Origin of the sequence: Xanthomonas theicola, assembly GCF_014236795.1 — a bacterium.
Taxonomy (GTDB): Bacteria; Pseudomonadota; Gammaproteobacteria; order Xanthomonadales; family Xanthomonadaceae; genus Xanthomonas_A; species Xanthomonas_A theicola.
The window spans coordinates 486,544-505,089 of sequence record NZ_CP049017.1; the positions used below are offsets into that span (position 1 = coordinate 486,544).

At 67.9% G+C, this 18,546-nt stretch carries 14 protein-coding genes and 1 tRNA gene; all 15 read left to right on the plus strand.

Features of this window, described 5'->3' with window-relative positions; all coding sequences use genetic code 11:
* Positions 1 to 2: 2 nt before the first annotated feature.
* Positions 3 to 1,346: an NADH-quinone oxidoreductase subunit NuoF gene (gene nuoF / locus G4Q83_RS02190; RefSeq protein WP_128420378.1), complete on the plus strand. Its 1,344-nt coding sequence runs from the start codon at positions 3 to 5 to the stop codon at positions 1,344 to 1,346.
* Entirely contained in the window at positions 1,343 to 3,595 is a 2,253-nt protein-coding gene (gene nuoG / locus G4Q83_RS02195; protein ID WP_128420379.1) for an NADH-quinone oxidoreductase subunit NuoG, read from the plus strand. Before nuoF ends, nuoG begins: the two co-directional genes overlap by 4 nt.
* Entirely contained in the window at positions 3,592 to 4,683 is a 1,092-nt protein-coding gene (nuoH, locus tag G4Q83_RS02200; RefSeq protein ID WP_128420380.1) for an NADH-quinone oxidoreductase subunit NuoH, read from the plus strand. Before nuoG ends, nuoH begins: the two co-directional genes overlap by 4 nt.
* Positions 4,684 to 4,686: 3 nt before the next feature.
* Positions 4,687 to 5,175, plus strand: a complete 489-nt coding sequence (gene nuoI / locus G4Q83_RS02205) for an NADH-quinone oxidoreductase subunit NuoI (protein ID WP_003467418.1) — start codon at positions 4,687 to 4,689, stop codon at positions 5,173 to 5,175.
* Between the two features lie 9 nt (positions 5,176 to 5,184).
* Positions 5,185 to 5,835 (plus strand): NADH-quinone oxidoreductase subunit J, encoded by a 651-nt coding sequence (locus G4Q83_RS02210; RefSeq protein ID WP_128420381.1) that lies wholly within the window; start codon positions 5,185 to 5,187, stop codon positions 5,833 to 5,835.
* Positions 5,832 to 6,137: an NADH-quinone oxidoreductase subunit NuoK gene (gene nuoK / locus G4Q83_RS02215; RefSeq protein ID WP_128420382.1), complete on the plus strand. Its 306-nt coding sequence runs from the start codon at positions 5,832 to 5,834 to the stop codon at positions 6,135 to 6,137. The genes G4Q83_RS02210 and nuoK overlap by 4 nt, the downstream gene beginning before the upstream one ends.
* Before the next feature lie 7 nt (positions 6,138 to 6,144).
* Positions 6,145 to 8,319, plus strand: a complete 2,175-nt coding sequence (gene nuoL, locus G4Q83_RS02220; RefSeq protein WP_128420383.1) for an NADH-quinone oxidoreductase subunit L — start codon at positions 6,145 to 6,147, stop codon at positions 8,317 to 8,319.
* A 20-nt stretch (positions 8,320 to 8,339) separates the two neighbouring features.
* On the plus strand, positions 8,340 to 9,842 hold the full coding sequence (locus tag G4Q83_RS02225) for an NADH-quinone oxidoreductase subunit M (RefSeq protein ID WP_128420384.1): 1,503 nt from the start codon (positions 8,340 to 8,342) through the stop codon (positions 9,840 to 9,842).
* Positions 9,843 to 9,879: 37 nt separating this feature from the next.
* Complete coding sequence (gene nuoN / locus G4Q83_RS02230) at positions 9,880 to 11,355, plus strand: NADH-quinone oxidoreductase subunit NuoN (protein WP_128420385.1); 1,476 nt, start codon at positions 9,880 to 9,882, stop codon at positions 11,353 to 11,355.
* A 211-nt stretch (positions 11,356 to 11,566) separates the two neighbouring features.
* Positions 11,567 to 11,643, plus strand: a tRNA-Met gene (locus tag G4Q83_RS02235).
* Between the two features lie 207 nt (positions 11,644 to 11,850).
* Positions 11,851 to 12,465 (plus strand): ribosome maturation factor RimP, encoded by a 615-nt coding sequence (gene rimP / locus G4Q83_RS02240; protein ID WP_128420386.1) that lies wholly within the window; start codon positions 11,851 to 11,853, stop codon positions 12,463 to 12,465.
* Positions 12,462 to 13,973 carry a transcription termination factor NusA gene (gene nusA / locus G4Q83_RS02245; protein ID WP_128420387.1) on the plus strand — a complete coding sequence of 504 codons (1,512 nt, stop codon included), beginning with the start codon at positions 12,462 to 12,464 and terminating at the stop codon, positions 13,971 to 13,973. The genes rimP and nusA overlap by 4 nt, the downstream gene beginning before the upstream one ends.
* 95 nt (positions 13,974 to 14,068) lie before the next feature.
* On the plus strand, positions 14,069 to 16,747 hold the full coding sequence (gene infB / locus G4Q83_RS02250; RefSeq protein ID WP_128420388.1) for a translation initiation factor IF-2: 2,679 nt from the start codon (positions 14,069 to 14,071) through the stop codon (positions 16,745 to 16,747).
* A gap of 46 nt (positions 16,748 to 16,793) precedes the next feature.
* Positions 16,794 to 17,195, plus strand: coding sequence for a 30S ribosome-binding factor RbfA (gene rbfA / locus G4Q83_RS02255; RefSeq protein ID WP_128420389.1), 402 nt, complete (start codon positions 16,794 to 16,796; stop codon positions 17,193 to 17,195).
* A gap of 253 nt (positions 17,196 to 17,448) precedes the next feature.
* Positions 17,449 to 18,375: a tRNA pseudouridine(55) synthase TruB gene (gene truB / locus G4Q83_RS02260; RefSeq protein ID WP_128420390.1), complete on the plus strand. Its 927-nt coding sequence runs from the start codon at positions 17,449 to 17,451 to the stop codon at positions 18,373 to 18,375.
* Positions 18,376 to 18,546: the final 171 nt, after the last annotated feature.

The window sequence follows — 18,546 nt, forward strand, 5'->3', positions numbered from 1 at the left end:
CAATGGCACAGCATCCCCACGCTCCCACCGGCCCGGTCGGCCCCGCGCCGCTGCCGCACCAGGTGGTGTACACCACGCTGCACTACGACACCCCGTGGTCGTACGAGAGCTACCTCAAGACCGGTGGCTACGCCGCGCTGCGCAAGATCCTCGAAGAGAAGATCGCGCCGGAGCAGGTCATCGAGATGGTCAAGCAGTCGAACCTGCGCGGCCGCGGCGGCGCCGGTTTCCCGACCGGCCTGAAGTGGTCGTTCATGCCCAAGGGCGCGCCGCAGAAGTACATCCTGTGCAACTCGGACGAGTCCGAGCCGGGCACCTGCAAGGACCGCGACATCCTGCGCTACAACCCGCATTCGGTGGTGGAGGGCATGGCCATCGCCTGCTACGCCACCGGCAGCACGGTGGGCTACAACTACCTGCGCGGCGAGTTCCACCACGAGCCGTTCGAGCACTTCGAGCAGGCCCTGGCCGATGCCTACAGCAACGGCTGGCTGGGCAAGAACGTGCTCGGCAGCGGCGTGGACATCGACATCTACGGCGCGCTGGGCGCCGGCGCCTACATCTGCGGCGAAGAGACCGCGCTGATGGAATCGCTGGAAGGCAAGAAGGGCCAGCCGCGCTACAAGCCGCCGTTCCCGGCCAATTTCGGCCTGTACGGCAAGCCCTCGACGATCAACAACACCGAGACCTACGCCTCCGTGCCAGCGATCATCCGCAACGGCCCGGAATGGTTCCTGGGCCTGAGCAAGACCAAGAACGGCGGGCCGAAGATCTTCTCGGTGTCCGGCTGCGTGCGCAAGGGCGGCAACTTCGAGGTGCCGCTGGGCACCACCTTCGACGAGCTGCTGGAGATGGCCGGCGGCCTCAAGCCGGGCCGCACGCTGAAGGGCGCGGTCCCGGGCGGCGTGTCGATGCCGGTGCTCAAGGCCGAGCAGCTCAAGGGCCTGCAGATGGACTACGACACCCTGCGTGCGCTGGGCACCGGCCTGGGCTCGGGCGCCATCGTGGTGCTCGACGACAGCGTGTGCTGCGTCAAGTTCGCCTGCCGCATCTCGCAGTTCTTCCACAAGGAATCCTGCGGCCAGTGCACCCCGTGCCGCGAAGGCACCGGCTGGATGCACCGCGTGCTCGAGCGCATCGTCGCCGGCAAGGCCACGATGGAAGACCTGCACCAGTTGAAGACGGTGGCCGGCCAGATCGAGGGCCACACCATCTGCGCGTTCGGCGAAGCGGCGGCGTGGCCCATCCAGGGCTTCCTGCGCCAGTTCTGGGACGAATTCGAGTACTACATCGTCAACGGTCATTCGATGGTTGACGGCAAGAAGGTGGAGGCAGCCGCCGCATGAGCGCGCAACCCAACAATCCTGGCGTGACCCCGGCCGTGGTGCCGGAGGGACACGTGACCGTCGAGATCGACGGCCAGTCCCTGGTCGTGCCGAAAGGCTCGATGATCATCCAGGCCGCCGACAAGGCCGGGATCCCGATCCCGCGCTTCTGCTACCACGAGAAGCTGCCGATCGCGGCCAACTGCCGCATGTGCCTGGTCGACGTGGAGAAGTCGCCGAAGCCGTCGCCCGCCTGCGCGACGCCGGTGATGGACGGCATGAAGGTCACCACGCGCAGCGAGAAGGCACTGAAGTACCAGCGCAGCGTGATGGAATTCCTGCTGATCAACCACCCGCTGGACTGCCCGATCTGCGACCAGGGCGGCGAGTGCGAACTGCAGGACGTCTCGCTCGGCTACGGCCGCTCGGTCAGCCGCTTCAACGAGCGCAAGCGCGTGGTGGCGGACGAGGACATCGGTCCGCTGGTCGTCACCGAGATGACCCGCTGCATCCAGTGCACGCGCTGCGTGCGCTTCACCGCGGACATCGCCGGCACCTACGAGCTGGGCGGCATGTACCGCGGCGAGAACCTGCAGATCGGCACCTATGACGGCAAGCCGCTGACCACCGAGCTGTCGGGCAACGTCATCGACGTGTGCCCGGTCGGCGCGCTGACCAACAAGGTGTTCCAGTTCCGCGCGCGGCCGTGGGAACTGACCGCGCGCGAATCGCTCGGCTACCACGACGCGATGGGGTCCAACCTGTTCCTGCACGTGCGCCGCGGCGAAGTGCTGCGCACCGTGCCGCGCGACAACGAGGCGGTCAACGAGTGCTGGCTGTCCGACCGCGACCGCTATTCGCACCAGGGCCTGTATGCCGCCGACCGCGCCACCCGGCCGTTGCGCAAGATCGATGGCCAGTGGCAGGAAGTGTCCTGGGCCGACGGCCTGGCCGCCGCCGCGCAGATCCTCGGCGACCACCGCGGCGACGCGCTGGGCGTGCTCGCGCACCCGGCCACCTCCAACGAGGAAGGCGCCCTGCTGGCGCGCCTGGCCGACGGGCTGGGCAGCGGCAACCTGGATCACCGCATCGGCAACCGCGATTTCTCCGACGCCGCCGTGGCCGAGCCGTTCGCGGTGCCGCTGGCGCAGATCGAGCAGGCCGACGTGATCGTGGTGCTGGGCAGCAACCTGCGGCATGAGCTGCCGCTGCTGCACGCCCGCATCCGCAAGGCGCGGATGCAGCGCCAGGCGCGCGTGTACTCGATCAATCCGGTCGATTTCGATTTCGCCTTCGACCAGGCGGGCAAGCAGATCGTGGCTCCGTCCGGCTTCGCCGCCGCGCTCGCCGATGCGGCGCTGCGCGAAGCGGTGCAGGGCGCGGCCGGGCGTGCGGTGCTGATCGTCGGCGCGCTGGTCGAGAACCACCCGCAGGCCGCCGTGCTGCGCGCCGCCGCGCGCGACTTCGCCGCCGCCACCGGCGCGGCGCTGTGCCGTGTGCCGCAGGGCGCCAATGCGCTCGGCCTGACCCGGCTGGGCGTGTTGCCGAGCGCGCGCGACGTGGCCGGCATGTTCGCCGAGCCGCGCAGCGCCTACCTGCTGTACGGCATCGAGCCGGGCCTGGACTTCGCCGACGCCGGCGCCGCGCGCGCCGCACTGGGGGCGGCCAAGGTGGTGGCGTTCAGCCACTTCGCCTGCGCCTCCACCCGCGACGTCGCCGATGTGATCCTGCCGATCGGCGCGCTGCCGGAGATCGACGCGACGCTGACCAACCTGGACGGCGTCGAGCAGCTCGCGCGTGCCGCCGGCAAGCTGCCGGACCAGGCGCGCGAAGGCTGGCGGGTGCTGCGTGCGCTCGGCGGCGAATTGCAGCTGGCCGGCTTCGACTTCACCGACCTGGCCGGCCTGCGCGCCGGCGTGCAGCCGCGCAGCGTGAGCCTGCGCGGTTCGGCGCAGGCCGCCGCGGCCGGCGACGGCATCGAAGTGGCGGCGACGCCGGCGATCTACCGCACCGATGCGGTGGTGCGCCGCGCGACCGCGCTGCAGTCGCATCCGCTCAACGACGCGCCGGCGATCCGCCTGCATCCCGAACATGCCGCGCAACTGGGCGTGGCCGCCGGGCAGGTGGTCAAGGTCGGCAACGCCGTCGGCAACGCGACGCTGCCGGTGGTGCTGGATCCGCGTGTCGCGGCAGGGGTGGCCTGGATCGAATCCGGCCATGGTGCGACGGCGCCGATCGGTGCCGGCCGGGTAACGGTGGTGGCTGCATGAACGAGATGCTGTTGAACGTGGTCGATCCGCTGCACCAGTGGTTCGTCGGCCTGGGCGCGATCGGCGTGGTCCTGTGGATCGTGCTGAAGATCCTGCTGATCACCATGCCGGTGATCATCTCGGTGGCGTTCTACGTGGTCTGGGAGCGCAAGCTGATCGGCTGGATGCACGTGCGCCACGGGCCGATGTACGTGGGCATGGGCATCTTCCAGGCCTTCGCCGACGTGTTCAAGCTGCTGTTCAAGGAAATCATCCAGCCCAGCAGTTCGCACAAGGCGATGTTCGTGATCGCGCCGCTGATCACCCTGGCGCCGGCGTTCGCGGCCTGGGCGGTGGTGCCGTTCGACGCCAAGCTGGTGCTGTCCAACGCCAACGCCGGCCTGCTGTACCTGCTGGCGATGACCTCGCTGGGCGTGTACGGCATCATCCTGGCCGGCTGGGCCTCCAATTCCAAGTACGCGTTCCTGGGCGCGATGCGCTCGGCCGCGCAGGTGGTCAGCTACGAGATCGCGATGGGCTTCGCCCTGGTCGGGGTCATGATCGCCGCCGGCAGCCTCAACCTGAGCACGATCGTGGCCGCGCAGGCCGGCAACTCCGGCTTCTTCGACTGGTTCCTGGTGCCGCTGTTCCCGCTGTTCATCGTGTACTGGGTGTCCGGCGTGGCCGAGACCAACCGCGCGCCGTTCGACGTGGTCGAGGGCGAGTCGGAAATCGTCGCCGGGCACATGGTGGAATACTCGGGCGGCGCGTTCGCGCTGTTCTTCCTGGCCGAATACGCCAACATGATCCTGGTCAGCTTCCTGGTCTCGATCTTCTTCCTGGGCGGCTGGCTGAGCCCGATCCAGGGCTGGGTCACTGCCGACGTGTCGCCGTGGCTCAACTGGATCTGGACCGGCGGCTGGCCGTGGCTGCTGATGAAGGTGTTGTTCTTCGCCAGCGCCTACATCTGGTTCCGCGCCAGCTTCCCGCGCTACCGCTACGACCAGATCATGCGCCTGGGCTGGAAGGTGTTCATCCCGCTGACGATCGTGTGGATCGCGGTGACGGCATTGATGGTGTTCTACGGCGTGATCCACAAGGGCGTGTAAGCGATGAATAAAGTCACCCATTACTTCAAGAGCCTGCTGCTGCTGGAGCTGCTCGGCGGCCTGTGGCTGACCCTGAAGTACACGTTCCGTCCCAAGTACACCGTGCTGTACCCGATGGAGAAGTTCCCGCAGTCGGTGCGCTTCCGCGGCCTGCACGCGCTGCGCCGCTATCCCAACGGCGAGGAACGCTGCATCGCCTGCAAGCTGTGCGAGGCGGTGTGCCCGGCGCTGGCGATCACCATCGATTCGGCCAAGCGCGAGGACGGCACCCGCCGCACCACGCGCTACGACATCGACCTGTTCAAGTGCATCTACTGCGGTTTCTGCGAGGAAAGCTGTCCGGTGGACTCGATCGTGGAAACCCACGTGCTCGAGTACCACTTCGAGAACCGCGGCGAGAACATCGTCACCAAGCCGCAGCTGCTGGCGATCGGAGACCGGCTCGAGGCCGAGATCGCCGAGCGCCGCGCCGCCGACGCCGCCTTCCGCTGAGGTCCCGACATGGATTGGGTAAATATCGCTTTCTGGATCTTCGCCACCATCGCCGCGGTCTCCGCCGGCGCGGTGATCAGCGTGCGCAACTCCGTGTATGCGGTGCTGTGCCTGATCCTGACCTTCTTCTCCATCGCCTGCGTGTGGCTGCTGGTGGGCGCCGAGTTCCTCGGCGTGACCCTGGTGCTGGTCTACGTCGGCGCGGTGATGGTGCTGTTCCTGTTCGTGGTGATGATGCTCGACATCGATACCGCGCGGCTGCGCCAGGGCTGGGTGCGCTACCTGCCGGTCGGGCTGGTGGTGGCGGTGGCGATGCTGGTGCAGATGGTCACCCTGATCGGGGTCAAGGCGCGGACCGCCACCCCGTTCCCGGCCGACAACGCCGCCGCGCAGGCCGCCGACACCTCCAACATCACCTGGCTGGCCAAGACCCTGTTCACCCAGTTCCTGCTGCCGTTCGAGTTCGCCGCGATCATCCTGACCGTGGCCGTGGTGGCGGCGGTGATGCTGACTCTGCGCAAGCGCACCGGCATCAAGACCCAGAATCCCGGCGACCAGGCCCGGGTCAAGGCCGGCGACCGCTTGCGCATCGTCAAGATGGACGCCGAAAAGCCCACGCTGCACACCCCGGCTCCGGCACCGCAGGAGGGCCAGCCATGATCACCCTGGGTCACCTGCTGGCGCTCGGCGCGGTGCTGTTCTGCATCAGCCTGGCCGGCATCTTCCTCAACCGCAAGAACGTCATCGTGCTGCTGATGTCGATCGAGCTGATGCTGCTGTCGGTCAACATCAACTTCGTGGCGTTCTCGCGCGAACTCGGCGACGCCGCCGGCCAGCTGTTCGTGTTCTTCATCCTGACCGTGGCCGCGGCCGAGGCCGCCATCGGCCTCGCGATCCTGGTGACGCTGTTCCGTACCCGCCACACGATCAACGTGGCCGAAGTCGATTCGCTGAAGGGCTGACCCGTAGATGGACATCACTCTCTCCAAGAGTCTGCTGATCGCGGTGGTGCTTGCGCCGCTGCTCGGCAGCATCATCGCCGGCCTGTTTGGCCGCCAGGTCGGCCGCCAGGGCGCCCAGTCCGTCACCATCCTCGGCGTGGCGGTCAGCTGCGCGCTGTCGTGCTGGACCCTGTACCAGCTGGTCGGGCAGGGCGCGGCGCCGTTCAACCAGAACGTCTACACCTTCTTCGAGGTCGGCCACTATTCGGCCCACGTCGGCTTCATGGTCGACCGGCTGACCGCCATGATGATGGTGGTGGTGACCTTCGTGTCGCTGCTGGTGCACGTCTACACCATCGGCTACATGGCCGACGATCCGGGCTACCAGCGCTTCTTCAGCTACATCTCGCTGTTCACCTTCTCGATGCTGAGCCTGGTGATGAGCAACAACTTCCTGCAGCTGTTCTTCGGCTGGGAAGCGGTGGGCCTGGTCTCGTACCTGCTGATCGGTTTCTGGTTCAAGCGCCCCAGCGCGGTGTTCGCCAACATGAAGGCGTTCCTGGTCAACCGCGTCGGCGACTTCGGCTTCATCCTTGGCATCGCCGGCGTGCTGCTGTGGTTCGGCACGCTGGACTATTCCACCGTGTTCGCCAACGCCACCGCCGTGCTCGGCAACGAGGCCGTCGGGGGCCTGGCCCAGGTGTCGCTGTTCCAGGGCCATCGGTGGAACGTGTCGACGATCATCTGCATCTGCCTGTTCATCGGCGCGATGGGCAAGTCGGCGCAGGTGCCGCTGCACGTGTGGCTGCCGGACTCGATGGAAGGCCCGACCCCGATCTCGGCGCTGATCCATGCCGCGACCATGGTCACCGCCGGCATCTTCATGGTGGCGCGCATGTCGCCGCTGTTCGAGCTGTCGCAGACCGCGCTGGACTTCGTGCTGTTCGTCGGCGCCACCACCGCGTTCTTCACCGGCCTGATCGGCATCGTGCAGAACGACATCAAGCGCGTGGTCGCCTACTCGACGCTGTCGCAGCTGGGCTACATGACCGTGGCGCTGGGCGTGTCGGCGTACTCGGCGGCGGTGTTCCACCTGATGACCCACGCCTTCTTCAAGGCGCTGCTGTTCCTGGCCGCCGGCTCGGTGATCATCGGCATGCACCACGAGCAGGACATGCGCAAGATGGGCGGCCTGCGCAAGTACATGCCGGTCACCTACTGGACCAGCGTGATCGGCACCCTGGCGCTGGTCGGCACCCCGTTCTTCGCCGGCTTCTACTCCAAGGACACGATCATCGAGGCGGCCGCGCACCATGCGCACGAATCGCACAGCTGGATTGCGACCTATGGCTACTGGGCGGTGCTCGGCGGCGTGCTGGTCACCAGTTTCTACAGCTTCCGCCTGCTGTTCCTGACCTTCCACGGCAAGGAACGCTTCCGCGATGCGCCTGCGCACGAGGCGCACGCGCACCACGACGGCGCGCGCACCGACGCCGAGGCGCAGGCCCATGCCCACGACGCGCACCACGACCAGGCGCACGACGACCACGACCATGGCCACCACGGCGCGCACGAACCGCACGAGTCGCCGTGGGTGGTGACGGTGCCGCTGGTGCTGCTGGCGATCCCGTCGATCGCGATCGGCTTCTTCACCATCGGCCCGATGCTGTTTGGCACCGATTGGGCCGGGCACCATGCCGCGGTGGCCATCAAGGGCCAGGCGGTCGGTTTCTTCAGCGGCATCATCGACTTCTACAACCCGGCGCGCGACACCGTCGGCGCGCTGGCCGAGGAGTTCCGCGGCCCGGTCGCGTTCGCGCTGCACGGCCTGACCCAGCCGCCGTTCTTCCTGACCCTGGCCGGCTTCGCCCTGGCCTGGATCCTGTACCTGTGGAAGCCGGCACTGGCGGCGAAGGCGCGCAAGACGTTCTCGCTGCCGGTGTGGATCCTCGAGAACAAGTACGGTTTGGACAAGCTCTGGATCAACGGCTTCGCCGGCGCCGGTCTCGGCCTCGGCAAGGTGTCGCGTGCGGTGGATACGCATGTCGTGGACGGCGTCATGGTCAACGGCACCGCGCGCGTGATCGACCTGGCGGCCAATCTGCTGCGTCGCACGCAATCCGGTTTCCTCTATCACTACGCCTTCGCGATGATCATCGGTCTCATTGCCCTGCTGGGCGTGCTGATGCATTTCTGGCGTTGACCTGTACGGAATAAGAACACGTGTCGAACTGGCCCCTGCTTACTCTCCTGATCTGGCTGCCGATCCTCGGCGGCGCGCTGATCCTCGCGTTGCGCGACGCCAAGGCGGCGCGCTGGGCGTCGCTGCTGGTCGCGTTGCTGACCTTCGCCCTCAGCCTGCCGCTGCTCACCGGCTTCGACTACGCCAGCGACGCGCTGCAGTTCGTCGAGACCCATGCGTGGATCCCGGCCTACGACATCGGCTACAACCTCGGCGCCGACGGCATCGCGGTGGCGCTGATCGTGCTGACCACGCTGGTCACGGTGCTGGCGCTGATCGGCGCCTGGACCTCGATCGAGAAGCGTGTCAACCAGTACGTGGCCGCGTTCCTGATCCTGGAAGGCGTCACCGTCGGCATCTTCGCCGCCACTGACGCGATGCTGTTCTACGTGTTCTTCGAGGCGATGCTGATCCCGATGTTCCTGATCATCGGCATCTGGGGCGGCCCGCGCCGCATCTACGCCGCGGTCAAGTTCTTCCTGTACACCTTCCTCGGCTCGGTGCTGATGCTGGTCGGGTTGATCTACCTGTACCTGAAGGGCGGCAGCTTCCAGCTCGCCGACCTGTACCAGCTCTCGCTGAGCTCCAAGGAGCAGACCTGGCTGTTCTTCGCCTTCCTGATCGCCTTCGCGGTCAAGGTGCCGATGTTCCCGGTGCATACCTGGCTGCCGGACGCGCACGTGGAGGCGCCGACCGCCGGTTCGGTGATCCTGGCCGCGATCGCGCTGAAGATCGGCGGTTACGGCTTCCTGCGCTTCAACCTGCCGATCCTGCCCGACGCCAGCAACGAATGGGCCGGGCTGGTGATCGCGCTGTCGCTGATCGCGGTGATCTACGTCGGCCTGGTCGCGCTGGTGCAGGACGACATGAAGAAGCTGATCGCGTATTCGTCGATCGCGCACATGGGTTTCGTCACCCTGGGCGCCTTCGTCGCCTTCGCCCTGGTCGGCTTCGGCAGCACCGACGCCGCGCGCCTGGGCCTGCAGGGCGCGATGGTGCAGATGATCTCGCACGGCTTCGTGTCCGGCGCCATGTTCTCCTGCGTCGGCGTGCTCTACGACCGCATGCATACCCGCCGCATCGCCGACTACGGCGGCGTGGCCAACGTGATGCCGTGGTTCGCCGCGTTCGCGATGCTGTTCTTCATGGCCAATGCCGGCCTGCCGGGCACCAGCGGGTTCGTCGGCGAGTTCATGGTGATCATGGCCAGCTTCCAGGCGCACCCGCTGCTGGCCTTCGCCGCGGCGACCACCCTGGTGATCACCGCCGCCTACACGCTGTGGCTGTACCGGCGCGTGTTCTTCGGCGAGGTGGCCAATGCGCACGTGGCCGAGCTGAAGGACATCAACGGCCGCGAGGCGCTGGTGCTGGGCGTGTTCGCGGTGGGCGTGCTGGTCCTGGGCCTGTATCCGAAGCCGCTGACCGACCTGATGGAACCCTCGATCGCAAAGCTGGCGGCGCAGATCGCCACCAGCAAGCTGTAATCGGGCCGTCGAGCGAAATGATTCCAGAGAGTTGATGATGACCACCCCTGCGCTGCTGCCCCTGACCGCCGTCGATCTGCCGCCCCTGCTCCCCGAGCTGGTGCTGACCGCCGGCGCCTTCGCCCTGCTGATGCTCGATCTGTTCGTCAGCGAGCGGAACAAGGCCTGGACCCATATCGTCTCGGTGGCGATCCTGGTCGCGGTGTTCGCGATGCTGCTGGCCGGCGTGGGCGGGCAGGGCGAGGTGTTCAACGGCATGTTCGTGCGCGACGCCGCCGCCGACGTGATGAAGACGGTGATCGTCGGCCTCAGCGCGCTGACCCTGATCTATGGCTGGAGCTACCTGCGCGAGCGCCGGCTGTACCAGGGCGAGATCCCGGTGCTGGTGCTGTTCGCCACGGTCGGCATGATGATCCTGGTCTCGGCCGGCAGCCTGCTGATGGTGTACCTGGGCCTGGAATTGCTGGCGCTGTGCTCGTACGCGCTGGTCGCGTCGAACCGCGACAACGGCATGGCCACCGAGGCGGCGATGAAGTACATCGTGCTCGGCTCGCTGGCCTCGGGCCTGCTGCTGTACGGCATGTCGTTGATCTACGGCGCCACCGGCACGCTGAGCCTGAGCGGCATCCACGAGGCGATCGGCACCAGTCAGGAGCGCACCCTGCTGCTGACCGGCACCATCTTCATGATCGCCGGCGTGGCCTTCAAGCTCGGCGCCGCGCCGTTCCACATGTGGCTGCCCGACGTGTACCAGGGCGCGCCGGCGCCGGTCGCGCTGTTCATCAGTTCGGCCTCGAAGCTGGCCGCGTTCGGCATGGCCTACCGGCTGCTGGAAGTGGGCGTGGGCTCGCTGGCCGGGCAGTGGCACTGGGTGGTCGGCGGCCTGGCCGCGCTGTCGCTGCTGGTCGGCAACCTGATGGCGCTGGCGCAGAGCAACCTCAAGCGCATGCTGGCGTATTCGACCGTCTCGCACATCGGCTTCCTGTTGCTCGGCGTGGCCGGCGGCGGCGAGCGCGGCTATGCGGCGGCGCTGTTCTACGCGATCTGCTACGCGGTGATGTCCACCGCCTCGTTCGGCGCGATCATCGCGATGTCGCGCAAGGGCTTCGAGGCCGAGCGCATCGACGACTTCAAGGGCCTGAACGCGCGCAATCCGTGGATGGCGCTGCTGGTGCTGTGCGTCATGGCCTCGCTGGCCGGCGTGCCGCCGTTCCTGGGTTTCTGGGCCAAGCTGGCGGTGCTCGGCGCAGTGCTCGCGGTGCCGACCGACAACCTGTGGTGGACCGGCCTGGCGATCCTGTCGGTGCTGTGCGCGGTGATCGGCGCGTTCTACTACCTGCGCGTGATCAAGGTGATGTACTTCGACGAGCCGGTCGGCGCGCCGTTGCCGGGCAACGAGGACCGCGCGCTTGGCGTGGTGCTGGGGGTCAACGCGATCGGCTTGCTGGCGCTGGGCCTGGCCTGGAGCCCGCTGATGGCGTGGTGCCAGCGCGCCTTCGCGCACCTGGCCTGATCGCGCGCGAAAGCGCTGTTTTCAAGCTGTTTGCGGCAACGCCGCCATCCTGGCGGCGTTGCCGTTTCTGCGTCGAGCGGTGCGATCGGTATTTCGCTATCGGTGGCTTGCGGTTATCATGTCGCTCGAAGACCGGCGGCACCGCCGCCGGGTCGGATGAAAAATCAGGGCTTGCAATCATCGCGCTGGTTCTTCATAATTCCGCTTCTGCTGCGGGGTGGAGCAGTCTGGCAGCTCGTCGGGCTCATAACCCGAAGGTCGCAGGTTCAAATCCTGCCCCCGCTACCATGTTTTTCTACGGCGGCAACCACTTCGGCGGTTACCTGCGATAGGGAAATCTGGGCTTCGCGAAGACGCATGTTCCCGTCTTGGCAACCGGAATCCAGCGTGACCGGAGTCGTACCGGACAAGGGGCCCAACGGGCCCTTTGTCGTTTCCGGGGTCCGCGGAAACCACCGGGACCGGCTCTTCATTCATCCAGATGCAAGGCAGGCTGTGAGCGACAAGGCAAACGAAATCGCGAATCTGCTGGGCCCGACCGTGGACGCGTTGGGCCTGGAACTGCTGGGGGCGGAGTACCTGCCGGCCTCCGGCGGCGCCACGCTGCGCCTGTATATCGACGTGCCGCTGGCCGAACAGCCTGGGCGCATCGTCGACATCGACGATTGCGAGCGGGTCAGCCGCGAAGTGTCGGCGCAACTGGATGTGGAGGACCCGATCAGCGGCAACTACACGCTGGAGGTGTCTTCGCCCGGCGTGGACCGCCCGCTGTTCACCGCAGTGCAGTTCGCGCGCCACCAGGGCGAGTCGGCCAAGGTGGTGCTGAAGCTGCCGCAGCAGGGCCGGCGCCGCCTGCAGGGGCGCATCGCCCAGGTCGACGCGGCCGCCGGCCGCATCGTGTTCGAGGTCGACGGCGCCGAGCTGGCGGTGGACTTCGACAATATCGACAAGGCGCGGATCCTGCCCGACTGGGCGGCGCTGGGCCTGGCCCCGACCAAGCCGGGCAAGCGCCCCAAGCCGTCCGGCAAGACCGCAAAACCCAACAAGAAAAACAAGAAACCATCCAATGAACCGGCAGCCGACACGGCTGCGCGCGGAGTGAAAGAATGAGCAAGGAACTGTTGCTGGTAGTCGACGCGGTGGCCAACGAAAAAGGCGTGCCGCGCGAGGTGATCTTCGACGCGATCGAGGCCGCCCTGGCGTCGGCGGCGAAGAAGCGCTATCCCGATCAGGACGTGCTGACCCGCGTCGCCATCGATCACAAGGACGGCAATTACGAGACCTACCGGCGCTGGGAAGTGGTGGCCGACGAGGTGGTGATGGAATCGCCGGACCGGCAGATCCGCCTGATGGACGCGGTTGACGAGGCCGAGGGCGTGGACGTCGGCGACTACATCGAAGAGCAGATCGAGAACCCGGATTTCGGGCGCATCGCCGCGCAGGCGGCCAAGCAGGTGATCGTGCAGCGCGTGCGCGAAGCCGAGCGCCAGCAGGTGGTGGACGCATGGAAGGACCGCGTCGGCGAACTGGTCACCGGCGTGGTCAAGCGCGCCGAGCGCGGCAACATCTACGTCGACCTGGGCGGTAACGCCGAGGCCTTCATTCCCAAGGACAAGGGCATCCCGCGCGACGTGCTGCGCGCCGGCGACCGCGTGCGCGGCTACCTGGCCGAGGTGCGCTCGGAGCCGCGCGGCCCGCAGCTGTTCATCAGCCGCGCCGCACCGGAATTCATGATCGAGCTGTTCAAGCTGGAAGTGCCGGAAGTGGGCCAGGGCCTGGTCGAGATCAAGGCCTGCGCGCGCGACCCGGGCGACCGTGCCAAGATCGCGGTGCTGGCGCACGACACCCGCACCGATCCGATCGGCGCGTGCATCGGCATGCGCGGCTCGCGCGTGCAGGCGGTGTCCAACGAGCTCAACGGCGAGCGCGTGGACATCGTGCTGTGGAACGACAACCCGGCCAACTTCGTCATCAACGCGATGGCGCCGGCCGAGGTGCAGTCGATCATCGTCGACGAAGAGAAGCACGCGATGGACCTGGCGGTGGCCGAAGACCGCCTGGCCCAGGCGATCGGCAAGGGCGGCCAGAACGTGCGTCTGGCCAGCCGCCTGACCGGCTGGCAGCTCAATGTGATGACCGCCGAGCAGGTCGCGGCCAAGTCCGAGGCCGAGCAGTCCGTCGCCCGCCAGCTGTTCATGGACAAGCTGGAAGTGGACGAGGAGATCGCCGCGATCCTGGTCGCCGAGGGCTTCAACTCGGTCGAGGAGATCGCCTACGTGCCGGTCGGCGAGCTGCTGGCGGTGGAAGGCTTCGACGAGGACATCGTCGAGGAACTGCGCGCGCGCGCGCGCGATGCGCTGCTCAACGAGGCGCTGGCCGCCGAGGAAAGCGACGACAGCGGCGTGCCGGCGGCGGACCTGTTGTCGTTGGACGGCATGGACGAGGCCACCGCCTACGCGCTGGCCGGCCATGGCGTGCGCACCAGCGAGGACCTGTCGGATCTGGCAGCCGACGAAATCCTCGAGTTCGGCATCGAGGACCTGGACCAGGAGCGCGCCGCTGCGCTCATCCTGGCCGCCCGTGCCGAGGAGATCGCCCGGTTGGAGCGCGGCGAATGAGTCGGCGATGAATGCCGCCCTGACCCGATCAGGGCTTAGAATCCGCGCTACCTTCGCTCGCGGCGAGGGGGCGCCAACCAGATCATAGGATCCGAATGTCGCAGCAAACCACCATCCGCAAGCTGGCCGAACTGGTGAACACGCCGGTCGATAAACTGCTGGTTCAACTGGCCGAGGCCGGGATGAAGTTCAGCGGTCCCGACCAGGTCGTGACCAGCACCGAAAAGATGAAGCTGCTCGGCTTCCTGCGCCGTACCCACGGCAAGACCGACAAGCCGGTCGAGGAAGAAGCCCAGGCCGCGCCGAAGAAGATCACCCTGAACCGGCGCAAGCTGCAGGAAGTGACGGTCAGCGCCGGTCGCAGCAAGACCACGGTCAACGTCGAGGTGCGGCAGAAGCGCACCTACTTGAAGACGGCCGAGGATCTGGCCGCCGAGCGCGCGGGCACGGCGTCGGGCGGACGGGTGGATGACGAGCGCGCCGAGATCCTGCGCAAGCTGGAGCAATCCAAGCAGCGCAATCTGGCCGAGCAGCAGAAGCTGGCCGAGCAGGACCGCGCGCGCGCCGAGGAAATCGAGCGCAAGCGCAAGTCCGAGCAGGACGCGCGCGATCGCGTGGAAGCCGAGCGCAAGGCCGTGCAGGTCGCGGCGGAAGCCGAGTCGGCGCCGCCGGCCACGGCCGGCGCCAGCCAGCACGCGGGCGCCGCGGCGCCGCGGCTGCCGCGCCCGGCCACCGCGCCGCACCATCCGCCCAAGCCGGCCGCGCCGCGCAGCGACGACCGCAACGCCGGCAACAAGCACAAGACCCGCGGCTCGCACGTGATGGTCGCCGGGGTCGAGGACGACGACAGCACCAGCCGCTTCGCCGGCCAGTTGCACCTGTCCGCGGCCGATCGCGCGCGCCGTTCCAACGTGCGCGGCAAGCCGCGCGGCGGCGCCAGCGGCGGCCGCCGTCAGGCCGAACCGGCGCGCAGCGGCGGCGGCGCGCACGGCTTCGAGCGCCCGACCGCGCCGGTGGTGCGCGACGTGGCGATCGGCGACACGATCACCGTGGCCGACCTGGCGCAGAAGCTCGCGCTGAAGGGCGGCGACGTGGTCAAGGCGCTGTTCAAGATGGGCGTGATGGCCACCATCACCCAGTCCATCGACCACGACACCGCGGCGCTGATCACCGAGGAACTGGGCCACAAGCCGGTGCGCGCGGGCAGCGCCGACGCCGAGGACGCGCTGCTGGCGCACACCGAGGACACGCAGGGCGAGAAGCGCCCGCGTCCGCCGGTGGTCACCATCATGGGCCACGTCGACCACGGCAAGACCTCGCTGCTGGACTACATCCGCCGCACCAAGGTCGCCTCCGGCGAAGCCGGCGGCATCACCCAGCACATCGGCGCCTACCACGTCGAGACCGACCGCGGCGTCATCAGCTTCCTGGACACCCCGGGCCATGCGGCCTTCACCTCGATGCGCGCGCGCGGCGCCAAGCTCACCGACATCGTGGTGCTGGTGGTGGCGGCCGACGACGGCGTGATGCCGCAGACCATCGAGGCGGTCAAGCACGCCAAGGCGGCCGGCGTGCCGCTGATCGTGGCGGTCAACAAGATCGACAAGTCCGGCGCCGATCCGCTGCGGGTCAAGAACGAACTGCTGTCGCAGGACGTGGTCGCCGAAGAATTCGGTGGCGACACCCAGTTCGTCGAAGTCTCGGCCAAGACCGGCGCGGGCATCGACACGCTGCTCGACGCGATCTCGCTGCAGGCCGAAGTGCTGGAACTGAAGGCGGTGTTCGAGGGCCGCGCCAGCGGCGTGGTGATCGAATCCTCGCTGGACAAGGGCCGCGGCCCGGTGGCGACGGTGCTGGTGCAGCAGGGCAGCCTGAAGCGCGGCGACTACCTGGTGTGCGGCGTGCAGTACGGCCGCGTGCGTGCGCTGTTCGACGAGACCGGCGGCCAGCCGGCCGAGGCGGGTCCGTCGATCCCGGTGCAGGTATTGGGTCTGTCGGGCGTGCCGGATGCGGGCGACGATTTCGTCGTGGTCGACGACGAGCGCCTGGCCAAGGACGTGGCGCAGCAGCGCGAAGCCAAGCGCCGCGAATCGCGCCTGGTGTCCTCGGCGGGCAGCCGCATGGAAGACATCATGTCGCAGCTCGGCAAGGGCGAAGGCCAGCTGTCGCTGAACCTGGTGATCAAGGCCGACGTGCAGGGGTCGGTGGAAGCGCTGAAGCAGTCGCTGGTGGCGCTGTCCAACGAGCAGATCCGCATCAACGTGATCCACTCCGGCGTCGGCGGCATCACCGAGTCCGATGCGAACTCGGCGCTGGCGTCCAAGGCCACGGTGATCGGCTTCAACGTGCGTGCGGACGCGTCGGCGCGGCGCATCATCGAAACCAACGGCGTGGACCTGCGCTATTTCTCGATCATCTACGACGTGATCGACCAGGTGAAGCAAGTGGCCTCCGGTCTGCTCGGCGTGGAGATCCGCGAAGAGATCATCGGTACCGCCGAAGTGCGCGACGTGTTCCGCAGCTCCAAGTTCGGCGCGGTCGCCGGCTGCATGGTGGTGGAGGGCATCGTCAAGCGCAACAAGCCGATCCGCGTGCTGCGCGACAACACCGTGGTGTTCGAGGGCGAGCTGGAATCGCTGCGTCGCTTCAAGGAGAACGTCGACGAGGTGCGCAACGGTACCGAGTGCGGTATCGGCGTGAAGGCCTACAACGACGTCAAGCCGGGCGACCAGATCGAGTGCTTCGAGCGCATCGAAGTGCAGCGCACGCTGTGATAGCCGGGACCCGGGTCCCGGGTCCCGAACAGAGAGGTTCCGGACCATGGCGACAAAATCCTTCCACCGTACCGATCGTGTCTCCGCGCAGATCCGCCGCGACCTGGGCACGATCGTGCATTCGGCCGTGCGCAACCATGGCCTGCCGTCGGTCAGCGTTTCCGATGTCGAGGTCACCCGCGACCTGGCCCATGCCAAGGTGTTCGTCACCGCGTTGCTGCCGGAGCGCTCGGCCGAAGCGGTCAAGGGCCTGAAGGAACTGGCGCCGCAGTTGCGCAGCGAGCTGGCGCGGGCGATGAAGCTGCGCCACGTGCCCGAACTGCATTTTCACTACGACGATTCGGTCGACCGCGGCGAGCGCATCGACAACCTGCTGCGCGACATGCCGGAACTGCAGGAGACCGCAGACGACGACGGCGACAGCGAGCCGGCCGCGTCCAAGGGTTGAGCGGCGGCACGATGCGCAAGCATCGAGGCCGCACGCAAGCCGCATTGGCGAATGGCAAGCAGTTTTTTGCATCGATGGCCGTTCTTCGGCGTCGTCGCCTGCCGTCGTCGCATCCGCTGTCCGCTACCGTTCGGCAGCTGTATCCCAAAGCCCGGCCCGCGCCATCGCAGGCCTCACCGTCCGACTCCCGATTCGGCTTTTCCGAGTCCCGAGTCCCCGGTCCCGGTCCCGATTCCGATTCCGATTGCCCCCCATGCCCGTGTTCGGCCCCCGCCTGCCCCGTATTTCCTTCCGCCGCCTCGACGGCATCGTATTGCTCGACAAGCCGGCCGGCATGAGTTCCAACGCGGCGCTGCAAGCGGCGCGGCGGCTGTTCCGCGCGGAGAAGGGCGGCCATACCGGCAGTCTGGACCCGCTGGCCACCGGCCTGCTGCCGCTGTGCTTCGGCGAGGCGACCAAGCTGGCCGGGTTGCTGCTGGGCTCGGCCAAGGCCTACGAGGCCGAGATCGTGCTCGGGGTCAGCACCGACAGCGACGATGCCGACGGCGCGGTGCTGCGCACCCGGCCGCTGCCGCCGATCGATGCGGCCGCGCTGCAGGCGGCGCTGGCGCCGCTGCGTGGGCGCATCCGCCAGCGCGCGCCGATCTATTCGGCGCTCAAGCAGGGTGGCGAGCCGCTGTACGCGAAGGCGCGCCGCGGCGAGGCGATCGCGGCGCCGGAGCGCGAGGTCGAGGTCCACGCCATCGACGTGCTCGCCCACGCAGGCGAACGCCTGCGCCTGCACGTGGCCTGCGGCTCCGGCACCTATGTCCGCAGCCTGGCCCGCGACCTGGGCGAGGCGCTGGGCTGCGGCGCACATATTGCCGGGCTGCGGCGGCTGTGGGTGGAACCGTTCCGGGAGCCGCAGATGGCGACCCTGGAGCAGTTGCAGCAGTTGGCCGCGCAGGACCCGGCGGCGCTGGAGGCACTGCTGCTGCCGCTGGCCGCCGGCCTGGCCGATTTCCCGCCGCTGTGCCTGGACCATGCTGCGGCGCTGCGCTTTCGCATGGGCCAGCGCCTGCGCGGGGCCGACTGGGCGCGGGGTGCGGTCGCGGTGTTCGGCGCCGACGGCGTGCCGCTGGGCCTGGGCCAGGTCGACGACAGCGGACTGTTGGCGCCGCAGCGCATGTTCAATCTCTGATCCGGGCTGCATCGCACGCACCGGCACTTCCCGCACGGGCCGCCCAGGTGTCGGGCTGAACCGTGACGCCGTGTTAACGCCTTGTTCGCCATGCCTGGGACCGGTACAATTCCGCGGCCTTTCCGGCATCCCCGCGCTTCGGCGCACTCTTCGCAATCGGCGATCCAGGCG

Bases quoted from the DNA above. Each gene is read 5' to 3' on its own strand.
- nuoF (WP_128420378.1), top strand. From the start codon at position 3: ATGGCACAGCATCCCCACGCTCCCACCGGCCCGGTCGGCCCCGCGCCG.
- nuoG (WP_128420379.1), top strand. From the start codon at position 1,343: ATGAGCGCGCAACCCAACAATCCTGGCGTGACCCCGGCCGTGGTGCCG.
- nuoH (WP_128420380.1), top strand. From the start codon at position 3,592: ATGAACGAGATGCTGTTGAACGTGGTCGATCCGCTGCACCAGTGGTTC.
- nuoI (WP_003467418.1), top strand. From the start codon at position 4,687: ATGAATAAAGTCACCCATTACTTCAAGAGCCTGCTGCTGCTGGAGCTG.
- G4Q83_RS02210 (WP_128420381.1), top strand. From the start codon at position 5,185: ATGGATTGGGTAAATATCGCTTTCTGGATCTTCGCCACCATCGCCGCG.
- nuoK (WP_128420382.1), top strand. From the start codon at position 5,832: ATGATCACCCTGGGTCACCTGCTGGCGCTCGGCGCGGTGCTGTTCTGC.
- nuoL (WP_128420383.1), top strand. From the start codon at position 6,145: ATGGACATCACTCTCTCCAAGAGTCTGCTGATCGCGGTGGTGCTTGCG.
- nuoN (WP_128420385.1), top strand. From the start codon at position 9,880: ATGACCACCCCTGCGCTGCTGCCCCTGACCGCCGTCGATCTGCCGCCC.
- nusA (WP_128420387.1), top strand. From the start codon at position 12,462: ATGAGCAAGGAACTGTTGCTGGTAGTCGACGCGGTGGCCAACGAAAAA.
- infB (WP_128420388.1), top strand. From the start codon at position 14,069: ATGTCGCAGCAAACCACCATCCGCAAGCTGGCCGAACTGGTGAACACG.
- rbfA (WP_128420389.1), top strand. From the start codon at position 16,794: ATGGCGACAAAATCCTTCCACCGTACCGATCGTGTCTCCGCGCAGATC.
- truB (WP_128420390.1), top strand. From the start codon at position 17,449: ATGCCCGTGTTCGGCCCCCGCCTGCCCCGTATTTCCTTCCGCCGCCTC.